Below are 18,293 nucleotides of genomic sequence, written 5' to 3' on the forward strand. Positions count from 1 at the left end.
ACGAGTTATCAACTCAGAAAAATAGACTATGGAGTCTCAACCACTTCTCCCCCTTGAATCGTTGAGAGTGCCTGATAAACTCCAAGGTCCACATTCTCACTGATAAAGTGAACCGATCCATCTCCATAAAGAAAATGGGCTCCCCCCACATGCTGACTGCGGAAGTTACTCGTGGCATCAGCACCGGCGCCAAATGAGCAATCAGAGTAGTTTGAGAGGTCAATCAGTGTTTCCGTAGTAAATTGTTTATTCATCCGGTCTGCCGTGCTTCCGAAAACACTTGCTCTGGGACCCAAAGCAGGTTTAAAGTCTGAATTCGGTGGTTGTGCGACCACCCAGGCCTGATACGCTTCGACCGTTGTTGCAGGTGCTGTATTACATCCCTGCCCCTCACAGAGTATAAACTGAGGTCCGGATGATGCTTCTCCCATCGCGATGGTATTACTGGAACCATCTATGATATCCCGCATTTTGGCCCCTCGATTAAGATCAAACATACCTCTGACATTACTGGCATGGTTACTCGAATTACACCAGGCCACATTTGATCCCCGGCACATTGCATAGGTCGTAATCCCGAATGTATCTCCGACAGGAAGCCCCAAGGCCGAAAAAGCGGAGTCGGTAACAGGATTGGTTCCCACATTCGAAGGGCAGACAAATATGGGGATGACAGTTCTGGCCACAGCAGCTGACTGCTGTTCCCATGGCCTTGTGTGATCGTAAAGATTGGCCAAGTTCGCTTGATCAAAGTAAGGCAACATCATCACGAGCCCGCTCGTAATAAAGTTTCCACCGCCGGAAGAAGTCGCAAAATTCACACTGGTTCCCAAGGGAAACGTACTGTGCGCTTCGTGATAGTTGTGCATCGCCAAGCCAAATTGCTTGAGATTATTTTTACATTGCGATCTGCGCGCCGCTTCACGGGCTTGCTGGACTGCGGGTAACAGTAAGGCAATCAAGATCGCAATAATTGCGATGACTACCAATAACTCGATGAGTGTGAATCCTCTCTTCAGAGGTTTACGATGTGCCATAGCGCTACTCCTCGCATTTCCAAAAGGGTTAGGAACTGTCTAATCATTCTGATCACTGTCATCAGTGAATCAGTTTGACGTCGGGAACTCTCACGCAATAAAAGTGATGTAATCTATATCTATTAAGAAACGTGAGCGGCCCCTTCTCGTTTCGTTAAAGTTGAAAAAATAGATCTCTACTTAAAACAATCGTATTTTGTGAATCAAACACAAGGTCTGGTTATTTAGTACCTACGCTACAACGAAAATTGATATCCATTTTTTTAAAAATGATTATCAATAAGTTGGTAAATCCAACATGACTCAACCAATAACTTCCTGCTCCTAAAAGAAATGACGTTGGAGAAAGACAATTAGTGGCACTCATTCAACATATTTGAAAAAAGATTGGACAAACGGTAACGTTACCGTTACCATGTAATCAATGTTAGTCGCCATCGTCCCGAATTTCAACAAAAATCGGGACAAAATTAAAATTTTTGAAAATGCTGATTTTGAATGTGCCCTCCTCTGGAATCTTCACAACATGAATCAATGCGGTTACACTCGGCTTTCTCAAAATCAATGGAGTAATGATGACATCTGCAGACACAAAAACGGCACCAGTGAAAAAAGAAGTCTGTTCGCAAGCTGCAATTCTGAAAGCTGCGATTGATGAATTTGCAGAAAGAGGCGTAGAGGGAGCGCGGATTGAATCCGTCGCACGTCAAGCAAAATTTAATAAGTCGCTGATTTATCGCTATTTCAATGACAAACGGGGTCTGTTTGAGGCAGCCTTGCAGAGCAAACTTGAAGAACGAAATGAGAGTGTCGAAAAAATTCCGGTCGACATTGCCGAAATTCTCCAATTCTACTTCGAGGAGAACTTACGAGACCTGAATTATGTCCGTGTTCTTTTGAATGAAGCTCAACAAAATAATGGTGAGCCACTCATCGATGAACCCTGGAGACAGGAATATTATCAGAAGCATATTGATCGATTGAAAAAATCGCAGTCAGAAGGAGCGATTACAGAGGGGCTTGATCCGACTTGTTTGATGACGATCTTAACGGCGTTGGTCTTCTTCCCTGCAACTCTGCCTCAATTAGCGCAACTGATTTCTGGACATAAGGTAAACTCGAAAGAGTTCGAGGAACACTGGACTGAATGTTTACTTACCATGATTAAGCTAATCCAGCCAAGTTGATACCATCAACCCACTAAAAAACATGTAAACCATTGTGATTAAAGGACATAATCACATTCAATCTTGAGGTCATTCTATAAAGCTCAATCACAGAGATAACGTTAAACTTGACGTTTTACTGATATTTCAACTGTTTCTCAGCGAAATACAGGCAATAATGACCAACAGAGACATCACAAATGACGTACTAATGAAGTACTAATTTTCACTGAAGACATGATTTCGTGGCTTTGGTTTTTGACGCACTGTTTAAGGTAAATCAGCTTCTGATAAGCAGATGAGCGCTCAAAGAACAAAAAATGTCATCTTGTCCTGTTTTCTCTGATCCTATAATATCGAGCTGCTTACATTAAGAGATACTCGGCTGAACGCTGAGTTCTCTAATTGTTTCTTAACGTCACCTAAAATCCAATAAACGGACGAAACTTATGAAGTTAAATCCTCCCTCAAAAGCAGCCTCTGCTCTCAGTCTTTGTATGGTTCTCTTATTAGGAACCGCGATTTTTGCGCAGCAAGCTACTACTCCAGATTCATCTAATGATTCGGTCACGGCTAAGCGGGTGTGTGCGATGGTCAGTCGTTTTCACATTAGTGGTAAACCGATCAATGATGAAATCTCTGCTAAATTGATGAAGCGGTTCATCAAACAACTCGATCCACAAAAGCTCTATTTTTACCAATCGGATATCGATCGTTTCAAAGCGGAACAAAACCAATTAGATGAAAAACTGGCAGCAGGTGACGTCAAGTTTGCTTACGAGTGTTTTAATCTCTATCTGCAGAGACTGCAGGAACGCATGGACTATGCTCAACAACTGGTTGATGTAGATCATGATTTCACTGTTGATGAATCCATCGTGGTTGATGCCAAAAATCTTGACTTCGTCAAAGATCAAACTGAGATGAATGAGCGTTGGAGAAAACGAGTGAAATACGATTTGCTGGCTTTGATCTTGGATGACACTAAGATCGATGAAGCGCGTAAGCAATTGCATAAACGTTACCGCAACAACTTGAGAACAATGACCCAAACAGAAAACCCTGAAAAACTGGAAATGTATTTGAGTGCATTGACTCACTGTTTTGATCCCCACTCCAGTTATATGTCTCCACAGACTCTGGAAGATTTTCGAATCAGTATGGAACTCAGCCTGGACGGAATCGGTGCCGCGCTTCGCTCGGAAGATGGTTACACGACGGTTGCTGAGATTGTTCCAGGTGGTGCTGCAGATGCAGATGGTCGTCTCAAAGCGGGTGATAAAATCATCGCTGTTGCCCAAGAAGATGGTGACTTCGTAGATGTTGTTGAAATGAAACTCAGCAAAGTCGTGCGATATATCCGCGGGAAACGGGGAACCATTGTGCAACTACGAGTCAAAAAAGAAAAGGACAGTAGCACCGAAGTTTATAAATTAACTCGTAAGAAAATTGAACTCAGCACATCGGAAGTTAAAGGCAAGATTATTGAAAGCGGTGAGCGCATCCCAGGTCAAACCGGCCGGATTGGTGTCATCAGTATCCCTTCCTTCTATCGCGATTTCCGTGGTGCTCAACGAGGTGATGAAAACTTTAAGAGTACCGCTCGCGACGTTCGTAAAGTCCTGAACGATTTCCGTGATCAGGGAGGCGTGGATGGCATCGTGATCGATCTGCGGTTCAATGGTGGCGGCGCACTCAGTGAAGCAATTGAAGTTTCTGGCCTGTTCGTTGATGAAGGTCCGGTCGTTCAAGTCAAACAAATGAACGGTGAGCGAAAAATACATAGTGATGTCGAACCAGGCGCTGTCTATACAGGCCCACTCGTAGTTGTCTGTAATCGGCTGTCGGCATCTGCTTCAGAAATTTTTGCCGGTGTCATCAAAGATTACAAACGAGGTATTATCATCGGTGATACCACGACACACGGCAAAGGAACAGTGCAGAACGTCATGCCTGTCAGCAACCAGATGTTTAGTTTCCTAAGGGGTCAACAAGACCTGGGAGCCTTAAAGCTCACGATTCAGCAATTCTATCGAGTGAATGGCGACAGCACTCAAAACAGAGGTGTGCGTTCGGACGTAATTCTGCCTTCACTCATTGACAATATGGACTTGGGAGAATCGTTCCTTGATGATGCAATGGAATTCGACAAAATTGATGTTGCTCAATTTGCTCCTGTTGGCATGGTCAACCAGCAAATTTTGAATCCTCTGCAACAATCGAGTGCAAAACGAGTTGTTGCAAATAAAGAGTTCAAAGAAACTCAAGAAGAGATTGACAAATATCTCGAAAAGAAAAACCAGAAAACCATTTCACTTAACGAAACCGTTCGTCGTAAAGAGTTGACGAAGGATAAAGAAGAAAAGAAAGAAGAAGAAAAGAAAGATACTAAAGCCGACAAAGATATTTTTAAGAAAGATCATTATAACGATGAAATTCTGAATATCACCGTTGACTATGTGAATCTTCTGAAAAGCATGAATACAGTTCAACGTTAGAGTTATTTAAACGAATGCACTAGCCCCTGCTCCGAACCCATTGAAGGGTTCGGAGTTTTTTTATGCTCTCTGTTTGATTGCTATAGCATTGCCTATTTCAGCTTCCCAAAACATGCCCCCAGGTACAAAGTATCTTTCAAATCACTTGAACCTGTGATCATTTAAGCCAGATTGCTACAATTTAAATCGTCTCGTTCAAGAACACTTTGTTTCCCATTCAGGTTCTCGCATGCAAAGTGCACAAGCATTGCCACGCTATGATCGCCGGCAAACTTATCAATGGAACTACGACAATCCACCCCAACCTGTCGAGTTGGAACAACCGACTGTCCCGGGCCAATGGTCATTTTGTGGTCTTCCTGTTTCTTCTCCACTGGGAATGCCTGCAGGACCATTACTGAATGGGAAATGGATTCTCTATTATGCCAGTCTTGGATTTGATGTTCTCACCTATAAAACAGTCAGATCCACATCGCGAGCATGTTATCCACTCCCTAACTTGCAACCAGTCGTTACGACTTCATTAGAAGGCGGAGAACAACAAGTTTCAATTTCAAATCAAATGCAGGGAAGTTGGGCCGTTTCTTTTGGCATGCCCTCGGCATCGCCAGACATATGGCGCAAGGACATCGAACAAACACGTAAGTTGCTTGCCGATGAAAAAATACTTTCCGTGTCTATTGTCGGCAGTTTGGAACCTGGCTGGTCACTTGAAGATCTGGCTGAAGATTATGCAAAGTGCGCACGCTGGGCCATTGAAAGTGGCGCTGATTGTATTGAAACAAACTTTTCCTGTCCGAACGTCTGCACGCGAGACGGTCAACTTTATCAGGAACCAGAGGCAGCCGCCTTAGTTGCCAGTCGTGTCAAAGAAGTAAGCCGTTCGGTTCCTTACCTCATCAAAATTGGACACGTACCTGATCAAAAGCAGGCTCAAGAATTATTACAGGCAATCCAGCCGTTTGCTTCAGGAATCGCTATGACAAATAGCGTAGCGACCACCGTCATTGACAATCAAGGCAAACCACTCTTTGATGGGGAACTACGGGGCATCTGTGGTATGGCAACCAAAGAGGCAGCCCTCAAGCAGCTTAAAATATTTGCGGCATTACTCCCGGAGTCAACATCTGGCGAGGCTACTGGCCCTGCTTTGGTTTCCTGTGGTGGCATCAGTTCTGCCAGTGATGTGAATCGTTTTCTCGCCGCCGGTGCTAATGCAACTCATATAGCAACGGCAGCAATGTGCGATCCGCTCATTGCTTATAAAATCCGCAAAGCCCTGGCTGAGAATTAAAACGCATCTCTCGATTACAGTCGAATGCGCTCTATCTCACTTTTATATGGATTTTCACTAAGCCTTTAAAAAAGAAGCTGGGGCAATTACGCACTTAAGCGAAAGCAAGTACTGATAGCGATAGCTTAAAGTGAAAATTTGCTGGTACGGATTCATCACCACCAGAAAGTTGAGTTCCATAATAGAAAAGTGATGATTGATACGAGGTGACCAATCACTTCTCGTCGTATAATTTTTGCTATAGGCTTTTATTGACACATCAGGTAAAACTCCAGAATCGTTAAAAATTGACCAAGGCAAGATCGTAACAATTAGAACTTTTACAGAACGAAATTCCTGGTCGGCAGAAATGAATCAATTAATCAGTGAAAAGTAAAACCAAACGTAATTAATTGTGATACACAGCCAAACGACTCAAGGATGAAAAGATGGCCCTCAAAACACTCACAGCCAGTACTGAAATCACTCAATATGTCTTAACACACATGATGAAGCGGTTGAATGAAACCGAACCGTACGAAGAGCCTTTTCCCTATATCGCTGTGACAAATATCTTCCCAGATGATATCTATGCCGAACTCATTGAAAACCTCCCAGAACAATCAAATTATACAACGATGGGGGAACGGCATATTATGGAGAATGGTGAATCAAACCGCTTTGAATTTGAACTTGCGTCGGAAAGAATCAATCAGGGTTTCAATGAGCAACAGCAGCAACTCTGGTTGGGAATTCGAAATGCTCTAGCGTCCTCCGAACTGAAACAGGCGGTCTTCAATTGTTTAAGTTCCGGCATCGCTTATCGGTTTGGTATTGATCGTTCAGAAGTCAACCAAATCGAAGCGTTTCCTCGATTGAGCCTGATGCGTGAAAAACCAGGTTACTTCATTACCCCACATCCTGATACACGCAAAAAAATTGTGACATTCCAGATTGCTCTGCCCCGGGATCGATCTCAACTCGAACTGGGAACTGCCCTTTACAGACGTAATCTTGTCCCACAACATGTGCTTGGTAAACCAAAAGGATTCAGAGGATTTGAAAAAGTCAAACAGAATCCATTTGAACCGAACAGTGCTTTCGCGTTTTCAGTGATTAACACTCTGAGAAAAAAGAGCTGGCATGGTAGAGAGCAGTTAGAAGGCGACTCCGGCATCCGAAATTCGTTATTGAACATTTACTATGCCAAACAGGAACATGTTATTCCAAAGCAAACCATTCCCAAGTGCGACCCGGAAATCGCGAGTCAAATCCGTAACGCTCTGGATGAAGCTGAAAAACAACAGTAGTCAGACAAGACGGTTAACATCTGGCACTGGTAGGGCACCTGTTTTTTGCGATTCTCATACTTTGTCGCTCGACCCGAAACGTCGGGTACCGTAAGATGGCATCATGAACGCCATTGTCGTAAAAAATCTCGAAAAAACCTACAAAGTATACCAAAAAAATGAAGGAGTCTTCGCTTCTATCAAGGGGTTATGGCATCGCGATCATAAAACCGTACATGCTGTTTCTGACGTCAGTTTCACGATCGAACAGGGCGAAATGGTGGCATTCCTCGGACCGAATGGTGCTGGCAAAACAACAACGCTCAAACTTCTGTCTGGACTCATTTTCCCTTCAGCCGGTACCGCAACCGTTTTAGGTCACATTCCCTGGAAACGCGAAAATGAATACCGTCGTCGATTTTCGCTGGTCATGGGGCAAAAAAATCAACTCTGGTGGGATCTGCCTGCCCAGGAATCATTTCGTCTCCATAAAGAAATCTACCGAATTGATCCACAAGAATACACGCGACGCATTGATGAATTAACCAGTCTGCTCGAAGTGCGACACCTGATTGGTCAACCTGTTCGCGAGCTCTCACTGGGAGAACGCATGCGGATGGAACTCATCGCGGCATTACTCCACAGACCTGATGTTTTACTTCTGGATGAACCTACAATCGGCCTGGACGTTGTTTCTCAGCGGCGCGTACAAGAATTTCTAAAGTACTATCAAATTGAGCAAAAAACGACCGTTGTGTTAACCAGTCATTATATGAAAGATGTGGAAGCGCTCTGCAAACGCGCTGTGATCATTAACCAGGGATCGATCAAACATGATGGCCCATTGAGTGACATTTTGGATCGGTTCAGCAACCATAAAATTATGGATGTCCAGTTCGACGGCGATGATATGCCCAGAGACTTTTCACAGTGGGGAGAAGTCATTGAAAATGAAGCACCTCGTGTCAAACTGAAAGTCCCTCGAAATAAAATTCCAGAAATTTTGTCGAGCCTGCTTTCCAAGTACCGTATTCTGGATGTAGGTGTGCAAGAAAGACCACTGGAAGAAGTGATTGCAGAAGTCTTCACTGAGCATAAAGCAGATGCAGACCATTCACAAAACGCAAAGAGTGAGCTGCAATCAACGACGGACTAACCGAAGCATGGGAAACAAAACAAATCGTCCCGTAAGATTCACCAACGGTTTTAAATCCGATTTTTCGATATCAAGAATATGATCGCCAACCTGCGAACCAATTGGATTATTTTAAAGACTTCTGTAGAAGAACGTCTTGTTTACCGAGGAGATTTCATCTTTGCCACTTTGGTTCGGTTCCTTCCCATTGTAACGCAAATCTTTCTGTGGGGCGCGATCTACGGAATTTATACCAGTTCTCCCGTTGGTTCCATTAAAGGGTATAACTATCAGGAAATGGTCGCCTATTACCTGCTTGTCATGGTGGGGCGGGCATTTTCCAGTATGCCGGGTTTATCCAACGGCATTGCCAACGATGTACGTGATGGAACCATCAAAAAATATTTAGTACAACCCATTGATATGCTGGGATATCTGTTTTGGGCTCGTGTGGCCCACAAATTAGTTTATTACCTGGTAGCCATCGGACCGTTTGTCCTTGTCTTTTATCTTTGCCGTGACTATTTCAGTGGTGTACCCGACGCATTTACGATCACTGCCTGGATTCTGTCTCTATTAATGGCGTTTCTGGTAGGATTCCTGATCGAATCATTGATCGGGTTGATCGCTTTCTGGTTTCTGGAAGTCAGTTCGCTGATCTTCATCTATATGATGTTGAATTACTTTCTTTCTGGACACATGATCCCGCTTGATCTCTTTCCAGAACCGCTAAGTCACTGGATGCAGCTATTGCCTTTTAAATATCTGGCGTATTTCCCTGGTGCCGTGTTCCTCGGAAAATATACAAACGAAGAGCTCATTTTCGAATTGTCTATTGAAGTGGTCTGGATTGTTGTGCTCTTTGTAATGAATCGAGTCGCCTTCCACTTCGGGACGAAACGCTATAGTGCCTTTGGCGGTTAAATGGTGAAATACAAGGATCTTAACTACATCAAACTTCAATTTTGATCCCGAAAACAAAATTAAAAATCCGGGGATCAGATCCTCATTCCACAAAGATTCATTATTCTCCGTTAGACGAATGGCTGCCACTTTGCTAAAATTATTAATGAAAGGTTCAGGATACTTTCGTAAGATGTGGCGTTTTGCCCAAAATGAGTCTCTCCTCGCCTCATAATTACGAACTTAGGCGCATTTTTGGTGTCTAAAAGGGTGTGGTTCGTGACAACTACATTTCACGAATGAAACTCGTGAAACCTTCTCTCCTCTGTCCGTGATTTCTCATCAACGGATTTACGTTTGGAATGTAAACAGAAAACAGTGCAGATTCCATAAACAAGTTCATTCTTGGATACGGCAATCTGCCCAACCTTAATTTAAAAAACAAATGTCAATTACCCCTATTGTTCCCACTAATCAAGAGGAACCGATCTACAACCGACTTTTCTGGCTTTGTTACCTGGCAAATGTGATTCTGGTAACTGCAAATGCCCTTACCTTTCGTTTTGCTGATTTGATTACCTATCTTGGCGGAACTGAAGAACTCGTTGGTGACATCGTTAGTTGTGGTGTATTTGTGGCATTGATTGCACGGTTCTTTATGGGCCAGGGAATTGACCGCTACGGAGTCAGACGATTGTGGGCCATCTCCGCAGTCGTCTTTGTCATTGGTGCAGGCGGAACGGCATTATGTAGATCATTGGATTGGGAAATATTCGCCTTAAGGACATTTTTTGCAACTGGAATTGCAGGCATGTTTACCTGCTCTGTCGTCCATATTCAACAAAAAGTTCCTCACCATCGCAGAACCGAAGTCATAGGTAGCTTAGGTAGCAGTGGCTTTGTCGGAATCATTCTCGGTACCCAGATCAGTGACTGGATGATGCGTTGGTTCGCTCCCGGAAATGCTCAATTTTATGCTGTGTTCGGCACCCCTGCCGTTCTGGGACTATTATACTTTATCATTGTGCTTACCATTACCCGTAACGATATTCACCGCAGACCTAGATTCACACCCGCGGCTCATCAGTTGCTGTTCCGCTATTGGCCCGGTCAAGTTGTAGTGATTGCCATCATGATGGGGCTTAGCTTCACAGTAGTAAGTGTCTTTTTAACCCGGTTCGTCACACAACGCGGATTAGGGGGAATTGGAACCTTCTTTGCCGGTTATGCAATCTCTGCCTTTGTGATTCGTATTTTAACCAGACGCTGGGGAGAGACTGTCGGACGAAATAAAATGATCATTATGGGGCTGATGGGACATGCGATCGGTCACATCATTCTTCCATCAATCACACGGGAATGGCAATTGATTGGCCCCTCCATTTTGTGCGGTTTTGGGCATGCGCTCCTGTTTCCAGCCGTTGTTTCACTGGGAACAGAATCGTTCCCCAAACACTATCGTGGAACGGGCACTACCATTGTGCTCGGTTTCTTCGATATTGGCGCCATTGTCTTTGCACCCATTCTGGGAAGCATTATTGACAATTGGGGTATCGTTCCGATGTTCTATACGTCGGCATCCATCATGACACTCACAGCGACGGTTTACTCAGTCACGGCCAATCACAGTGTCAGCAAAGATGCAGCAGTCCCACAGGAACTTTGTGCCACTCTGGAAGAGGCCTTGGATTAAGGCGAGGAGCAACTCTGGCAGTACTATCCTGACCACTTCCAGCTTAAATTCGTCTGGCACGCTTGGACTTAGAGTTGATGGTGTTTATTCATGTTGTTCCTACTCAAAATTGTCTACACTTTTTTAGGAGCGTCAACAATTCTTGGGAAACTCTAAACTCTTATTTTGAGAATTATCTATTGTTTGAACTCTTGAGGTGGCTGCGCTTTATTTTCTGTATTTCGTTTAAGAATCACATAACCAATAATACACATCACAAAAGCAGTATTAATAAGAATAAAAGGATTTGACCACCAATTTTCTTTAGCAGATCCTGTTGTGACTTTAGAATCACTTAGTGAACCTTTACGATAGGATCTAATAATCTTTTCGTCCTCGACTTCATAAACAAGTGCCCCATCAGGAATTTTGAGATCTTGGAAAAAAGCAAGGTCATACTCGGGTTCTAATGAAACTTTTTCAGTAATATAACTCTCTTTCCACTGAATCTTTTTCTTACCACCATCTCTAATAGATGCTTTGTTATAGGCTGTATATTCCGTTTTCATGGGAAACCAAATCCCTGATTTAATCTCATCCCAATTTAATACTTGCGCTTCACCTACTGGTTCTGTTTCAGAAAAACGAAAAGTATAAGCAAACAATCGCGCTGGAATATAGTTTTTTTCTTCTGCAAGCCAAAGCTCCCACCTGCTAGATGGAATATCATTAACTAATGATGTAATCCATACCTTATGGCATTTCAAACCATTAAAGTCGACAACACCTTGATAAGTATTCTTTAAACTAATATTTGATTTCCAGTTTGTACGTGGTGAAGCGGCCATCGCTTCAGTTCCAGAGAGGTATGTTGAAAGGCTTGTATATATGTGACGACGGCGTAAGAAAAACATGTGAGGTCGAATCTGATGTATATCATATACTTCACCTTTTATAATATTCACCAAGTTTTGAGAGTCTTTTAGCTTTGTAATCTTACCATCATACATTTTAACATCATTGAGTTGTCTTGAAGAATTATCACTATAAGAGCTATTTCCTGTTTTGCTGCCATGAAACATCTCATTTTGACCTACATACCAAATAGTACTTAGTTCCTGTGAAGTGGATATAAAACCAGTTTTTTTAGAACTTGTTTTTGGAGTATTGGTGATCTTTGTTTTTACGTTTTTACTATCGCCAGCCGTGTAGGTAAATTGCACTTTAACATCGATATCTTCATACAAATGCTCATTTTCTTGAACAAGCTCTATGATTTCAGCAAAGGTGGTCAAAGACTTTTCTTCAGCCCTTACTAAATGAGAATTCATAGTTACAACAACCACAGATACAAAAAGTATAAAGATGTATGTTTTCATAAGGCACTTTCAAATTGATCGTTTATAGCTATAAGTTGAGGTTGCTAAAAACTTTTTGTTTTTCAAACATTAGCATCAAAAATGCAATTATTCATAGTCACTATCAATCCTGGAATATTATATCTTTATTCAAAACTAATAAGAGCTAAACCATTTTTAGCAAGCCTATTGTCCTTGTCACTTTTAAAAGAGAACTCGTAAACATTAATGATGATTCTCAAGCTTCAGGAGGCCCCTCACTAGTACATCCAGATTTTGAATCTGACTCAAGTCCAGTTCGATCTTCTTGACCAGTCTCACAGGAACACCCTTCCATAGAACACCAGTAGTTCGGAGCTGGACCAGGTGTACCACAATCCCAACCGTTCAAGTTTTCACACTTGATTTGTGCATTTGCCTCATTGTACACACATGTAAACGAGGCCGAGTTCGCTGATACGCAACTTTGAAAAAACTTTGGTCCAGTTCCGCCGCTAACCAGGACACAAGTTAAAACGCCTTGATCATCCTCGTGAATTGCAGGTTTACAACTCGTATCACACCTTGCGTTACTGACACACTTTGAACCCGAATATTCATTATTTGCCATGGTATTGGAGATGCTAAACAGTAATTGAGGAACCAAAAACACACTAGACATTAGTAACAAGCCTTTTTTCATCAAATACTCCTTTGTTTGTTTCATGCATCGAAATCGATATTGCTAAGAGCTAAACCATTTTTCGCAGACCTATTAGCTTTATCACTTTTAAAAGAGAACTCGTAAACATTAATTAGGAGGCCCCTCACCAGCACAACCAGATTGAGTAGTCGCACTAAGTCCAGTCCGATCTTCTTGACCTGCCTCACAGGAACAGCCTTCCATAGAACACCAAAGATTGGGAGCAGGACCAGGTGTACCACAATCCCAACCATTCAAATTTTCGCATGTAATTTCTGCACCTGTTTCGGTATTTGTGCATGTGAATGAAGCTGAGTCAGCTGACACGCACTCTGAAAAAAACTTTGGCCCAGTTCCGCTGCTAGTTAGGACACAAGTTAAAACGCCTTGACCATCATCGTGAATTGCAGGACTACAAGAAGTATCACACCTTGAGTTATTTACACACTTTGAACCAGAAAATTCAATATATGCCATGGTATTGGAGACACTAAGCGCAAATTGAGGCACCAAAAACACACTAGATATTAGTAACAAGCCTTTTTTCATTAGACATTCCTTCTGTTATTTTATTTAAGCACTCATTCGGGAAAGTTTAATTGACAAGAGATTTGAGAATCATCTTTACCATATGAAAAACAGAGTTTTAAATTTTGCGCTGTTAATCTTTTTGGGGAAAATCCCAATTGAATTTGCCGTCTGTTTTTTCCAAGTACAGTTTCTTTTTTTATGACTACATTGTCTGGAGGATTTATGAGCCTGACATTATTCTTCATTTCATTCTGTTGTTTTCTACTTATTAGAGTAAGAACAACATCTTTAAAAGTTCCATCTTCGTTTCGTTGTACCTCAACTTTTGAGGGAACAATCAGGTAAGGCTTAATCAGTTTGATGCTAATTGGCAGTTTTACGGCTCGATCATCCCCATTGAAGCTAATATTGAGAGAACCATAGTGCTCGCCCTTAGTGAGCTTTCCGTCAAAGTTAATCTTAAAACAAAGTAATTCACCTACTTTGACAGGATTACTAATCATAAAAAGATCATTATTCGATTCAATCTGTAAAGACCCTATGTCAAAATAGTCTGAGTGTCCAACTGGTTCCAACTCCACACTAAGCTCTTCGTTTTTTACACTTTCAATGTCATAAAATGTTTTATTGATTCGATCTGGAGTTACGTTGAATGGAGTCGGACATTTTGCAATGGCAAAGCAACTAACCTCTGGTGAGTTCGGATCATTGCTGGTGATTGTGATGCGTACCCCTTTTTCTGAATTAGAGTACTCTGGTAGCTTGATTGACAAATTTATTTTTTTTGTTTCACTGGAATCAATCACTCCCATATGAGGGCTAAGAGAAGTACAACCACAAGATGCGCGGATACTGTACTCTAAAGGAGCGAAGCCAGAGTTTATAATATCAAAACTCCCTTTCATTTCCTGGCCAGGCTTACCATTTCCTAAATTAATTGCTTGCTCCTTAAGCAAAATTTTCGGTTTGTGTTCAAGCGCAAGCACGCCGCTGATGCAGACAAAACTAAAAGTCCCAAGTAATGAAAGAATAGAATAAAGAAATAATCGATTTGTTAAAAAGCTCAATCGTGACCTCTAGAATGATCAAACAATATATCCCTACTTTGAGGAGCAATTAATGACTGCTCAGACAATTTATTTATGGACCACCGCACACAGGATTGGTCCATCAATAAACGTTGTACATAATCGTATAAAAATGTTAGGAATACTTTTGTCTTAATTTAGCTACTTATACAGTGCTAATAGATACATAATGTTCATACCTGAATTTCTACTATAATTCAACAACCTTTTTTAATTTTTTTTATAAAGTTGCGATTGACGTCCTAATTTTTTTTGCCGTTTTAGTTTCCAAATTGCTGTTAATTAAGACAGAATCATGTCAACAAGTTTTAAATACCAAGCCCTTCAATGTACTTAATATAAATACTAAGACTAATCTTGTTCTTCTCTTATATTTTTCTAGTGACCTTCAGGGGGATCCGTTTTAGCCCATCGCGTGAGCCTTTTAACAGATGCTGACCTGCTCTGTAGAAAAGGTAGTGTTTGGCTACAAGACCATGATGTTATGTGTGATCGTTCTCAGAACGATCTCACGACACTGAGACCAGTAGCAACGTGCTCGCAATGCTTAACGGTCTTGTAGAGTAGTGTCGATGTGCGAGATTTGATTTTAATAAGTGGGCTGTCGCTTTTTGGAAGGTCGTAAAGTGTGTGATCTTGTGGAAACCAATCAATGCTGCCAGACAGGGAGTGTCGATCAGGAATGCCTGAAGTTTCCGATAATCAAGTTGTAGAAACTGCTGAAGCACCAGACAGGCAAACAATTGGTGCTGTGTAAACTTTCGAGAACTGTAGCGGCAGCATATTCAGGAAGCGATTGCTTTACAATCTTGTAATCAGTCGCCAATACCATCCGTGGAGATTTGTTTGTCTGTGTCATGACTCGTTAATTTCAGAAATTGTAATCGGAGGTACTTTTCTACAGGGCAATAGTGACCAGTAAAATAAAGTTTGCGATTCTGCAGAAATTATTCCACGACCCACAATGTGTAACCAATACGTTCTCCAGTCGGTTTTAATTTTGAATTTCGACCCAAAAGCTGTTCAGAATTTGTAACTCTGATTTTTCTGTTTAAAGTTTTGGTGTTAGCTTTCTGAGGAAACAAAATATCAAAAGTAGCCAGATCCGTTGCACTGATAAACTCAGTGACACTGACTTGATTCTGACTTGCCCATTCGCGAAGGATTAATAAATCTTGGCCCCAATAATTACTGCTGCCTAATAGATGGTAGTGCCCATTTCTTGGGCCACCTGCAAAGTCATTAAAATATGAAAGTTGATGTGGATATATTATAAGTGTGCCTATTATTGTATAAGCAAGCATTACACCAAACCAGATTTTTGAAATTGAGTACTTTCTTGACTTGAAAGACCAATTTATATTAATTCGCATTGCTTGCCCAAGGAATACTATGAGTAATCCGATGACTGGTAGTGCATAACGAAAGTGACGACTAAATCCCGTTTGTGAGCTAATAACAATTAGGAGCGCGACGATCATCGAGATCAACACAAGCTCCTTCTGAAGTAAGCCAGGGGTTTTCTTATACTTCGTGATCCGCCAAATTAAGATTACACTAAAGATCCCCCAAATACCACACGGAACTTTTACCCCAAAGCCATACAAATAATAGTACCACCAGCCATGCTCTTGCCATTCTCCCATCAGATAAGAGGGACGATTGAATTTCTCAAAATCCTTTTTTTGGCTGTCTAATCCGAGTAAATACTGTTTTGGTACTGGTATTGGAAACTCTCCGAGAAAAGAAGCCTGAAAGCGGTTTCCAGGTTCCCCTGTTTTTTTGTGCCCCGTTAATGTGGAACTGACAAACGTAATATTTTTTAATTGAGTGCCAGTACCATCAAAAAGATATCCCAAATTGAGTATGTAAATGGCAATCAACAAAATTATCAGGAGTTGTTTTACGGTAGTTTTCAGATATGTGGTTGTGTCATTTGTCATACCATTTTCTATGAAGTGGCCAGACGGCATATGATTGGTGGAATCATTTTGAACTCGTTTGGGTGAGAATTGTTGTTCTTTTACACACTTAGATTTATTCCAAAGACAGACTATTGTAATTAACCAAATGAGCGGCCAAAGTCCAAAGAGAATTAGCCATGTCATTTTGGTGAGTTCCGCTAACCCTAATGCGATACCCGCATAAAGAGCTTTCGGCCAGCTGGGTTGTTGAAGCCATTTCCAAAAAGTGTATCCAGCTAAGAGGCCAAAAGCGGTGCAGGCAGCATCTGCGGTGATTAATTCTCCATGAGCTAATAGGTTGGGTTCAAACACATATAAAACAAGGGTAAATAAGCCTGCATTGACACCATATAAATCGCTTGACCAGCGAAATGCGACGTAGCTACCTAGCAAGCTAAATGGAATACATGCCCAACGCGCGTAATTAAACAAGTTAAACGAATTGATGCCGTTACTCTGAATAAAGTCTTCGCCAACTCGGAATTCCGCCCGCGAACCAGGACCATCATAAAAGCGAGTCCAGTTATTCCTGTAACCGAGAAGATGTACTGGTAGTGAAGCAACGATTCTTGCAAGAGGAGGATTGACCCGAAAAAGTTCAAAACGTTTAAACTGCCAGTGACTCAATCCACTAACAAGAAACCCCGGTTCTAGAGTCGTAGGGCTGTGTTTTATCGAAGAATATGCGATTAAACACGCTTGAATTAATAAAAATAATAGAACAAGCTTTTTAGAATATTGTTTTTTTTCTGAAATAGATCTTCCAACAATTTTATTTGTCACGTTACTACGAGATGCCCTAAAAACTATTGAAAGATCTACCAGGTCGAATTCATGTTACAATCAAATTTGATACTGTAAAATCTTGCTTATTATCTGCTACGGTTAAGGAGGAAAACCATCCGGGCAATCTGTCAACACACAGTAGTCACGTACAATACCCACCGTGAGACCCGTTAAAAAATAGCTGCACTTACAGAAATATTCGACTTCTGGTATAGGCTCAGTTCGCAAAACTTGACACTCATAATTTCGTGCTGGCCCTTCATCAAACAAAGCCTCTGTTGTGCATTCTTGGTTGGTAGGTTCTTGCTGTGCTGCACCGAAACAAGTTGCGTCTCTTTTATTCAATTGGCCTGCGCAAGCTCCAGTGCACTCCGTATTGTTGTTTGTTGGATCCCCACAATTTTCGGTGGTAATCTCCCACCAGGAATTACCCTGTTCATCGCATAGTCCAGTACAATAATCAGGATCAATCGCCAGACTTTGATTCAATGTTAAATTTAAAATACAGGCTGAATTAATACCACATAAGAATAGCATCAATAATAGCAAGGCTTTTCGAAAGTACATTGAAAGTCTCCTTTGAAATACATTATTTGTGCGAATGATCAAGTGGGGCCAATATCCCTCAGGATGAGAAAATGATTGGACAGTTTCAGTTTTATGAAAGACTTTTTACTAGGTGAAAATCATTATAATCATTAGTTAGGGGGAGGAAGGCGGTGGAGCACCATCAATACATTGTTTCAAGTCACAAGTATTTAGGACTATTCCTATAGTGTTCCCAGTCAGTCTATCGGAGCATCCATCACATTCAGTATTACACGCAGAAAGGATCTGAGCATAAGTAAAAATGATTTCCTGGTATAGACAGACTTGGTCCGTTGGTACTTCGTTATTCGATGCGCAAAGCC

Annotated in this window: 13 protein-coding genes; 7 read left to right on the forward strand and 6 right to left on the reverse strand. The window is 41.7% G+C overall.

The genetic code is table 11. From position 1 onward, the window contains the following. Positions 1 to 26 precede the first annotated feature (26 nt). The gene (locus V144x_RS21605) at positions 27 to 1,037 is read right to left on the reverse strand and encodes a DUF1559 domain-containing protein (protein WP_144988059.1); all 1,011 of its coding nucleotides are present in this window, start codon (positions 1,035 to 1,037) and stop codon (positions 27 to 29) included. 572 nt (positions 1,038 to 1,609) lie between these two features. Here V144x_RS21605 and V144x_RS21610 point away from each other — a divergent pair. The 7 genes from V144x_RS21610 to V144x_RS21640 all read left to right on the forward strand — a co-directional run bounded on the left by V144x_RS21610 (position 1,610) and on the right by V144x_RS21640 (position 10,994). Beyond that, positions 1,610 to 2,224 carry a TetR/AcrR family transcriptional regulator gene (locus tag V144x_RS21610; RefSeq protein ID WP_144988061.1) on the forward strand — a complete coding sequence of 205 codons (615 nt, stop codon included), beginning with the start codon at positions 1,610 to 1,612 and terminating at the stop codon, positions 2,222 to 2,224. A gap of 428 nt (positions 2,225 to 2,652) precedes the next feature. Then, positions 2,653 to 4,701 carry a carboxy terminal-processing peptidase gene (locus tag V144x_RS21615; protein WP_232102599.1) on the forward strand — a complete coding sequence of 683 codons (2,049 nt, stop codon included), beginning with the start codon at positions 2,653 to 2,655 and terminating at the stop codon, positions 4,699 to 4,701. A gap of 229 nt (positions 4,702 to 4,930) precedes the next feature. Then, positions 4,931 to 5,995, forward strand: coding sequence for a beta/alpha barrel domain-containing protein (locus V144x_RS21620; RefSeq protein WP_144988063.1), 1,065 nt, complete (start codon positions 4,931 to 4,933; stop codon positions 5,993 to 5,995). 428 nt (positions 5,996 to 6,423) lie between these two features. Continuing rightward, a complete protein-coding gene (locus V144x_RS21625; protein ID WP_144988065.1) occupies positions 6,424 to 7,284 on the forward strand; it encodes a hypothetical protein in 861 nt (286 codons plus the stop codon). Between the two features lie 103 nt (positions 7,285 to 7,387). Further along, on the forward strand, positions 7,388 to 8,419 hold the full coding sequence (locus V144x_RS21630; RefSeq protein ID WP_144988067.1) for an ABC transporter ATP-binding protein: 1,032 nt from the start codon (positions 7,388 to 7,390) through the stop codon (positions 8,417 to 8,419). A 78-nt stretch (positions 8,420 to 8,497) separates the two neighbouring features. Further along, positions 8,498 to 9,322 carry an ABC transporter permease gene (locus tag V144x_RS21635; RefSeq protein ID WP_144988069.1) on the forward strand — a complete coding sequence of 275 codons (825 nt, stop codon included), beginning with the start codon at positions 8,498 to 8,500 and terminating at the stop codon, positions 9,320 to 9,322. A gap of 424 nt (positions 9,323 to 9,746) precedes the next feature. Continuing rightward, positions 9,747 to 10,994 (forward strand): MFS transporter, encoded by a 1,248-nt coding sequence (locus tag V144x_RS21640; RefSeq protein ID WP_144988071.1) that lies wholly within the window; start codon positions 9,747 to 9,749, stop codon positions 10,992 to 10,994. Positions 10,995 to 11,170: 176 nt separating this feature from the next. On the opposite strand, the gene V144x_RS21645 is transcribed toward V144x_RS21640, so the two are convergent. The 5 genes from V144x_RS21645 to V144x_RS21665 form a co-directional block, all read right to left on the reverse strand. Then, positions 11,171 to 12,352, reverse strand: coding sequence for a hypothetical protein (locus V144x_RS21645; RefSeq protein ID WP_144988073.1), 1,182 nt, complete (start codon positions 12,350 to 12,352; stop codon positions 11,171 to 11,173). Between the two features lie 769 nt (positions 12,353 to 13,121). Beyond that, positions 13,122 to 13,340 (reverse strand): hypothetical protein, encoded by a 219-nt coding sequence (locus V144x_RS21650; RefSeq protein WP_144988075.1) that lies wholly within the window; start codon positions 13,338 to 13,340, stop codon positions 13,122 to 13,124. A gap of 254 nt (positions 13,341 to 13,594) precedes the next feature. Beyond that, positions 13,595 to 14,611 (reverse strand): Ig-like domain-containing protein, encoded by a 1,017-nt coding sequence (locus V144x_RS21655; RefSeq protein ID WP_144988077.1) that lies wholly within the window; start codon positions 14,609 to 14,611, stop codon positions 13,595 to 13,597. A gap of 968 nt (positions 14,612 to 15,579) precedes the next feature. Then, the gene (locus V144x_RS21660; RefSeq protein ID WP_197998569.1) at positions 15,580 to 17,379 is read right to left on the reverse strand and encodes an ArnT family glycosyltransferase; all 1,800 of its coding nucleotides are present in this window, start codon (positions 17,377 to 17,379) and stop codon (positions 15,580 to 15,582) included. 102 nt (positions 17,380 to 17,481) lie between these two features. Further along, positions 17,482 to 17,949: a hypothetical protein gene (locus V144x_RS21665; RefSeq protein ID WP_144988081.1), complete on the reverse strand. Its 468-nt coding sequence runs from the start codon at positions 17,947 to 17,949 to the stop codon at positions 17,482 to 17,484. Between the last annotated feature and the right edge of the window lie 344 nt (positions 17,950 to 18,293).

Source organism: Gimesia aquarii (assembly GCF_007748195.1).
GTDB classification, from domain to species: Bacteria; Planctomycetota; Planctomycetia; order Planctomycetales; family Planctomycetaceae; genus Gimesia; species Gimesia aquarii.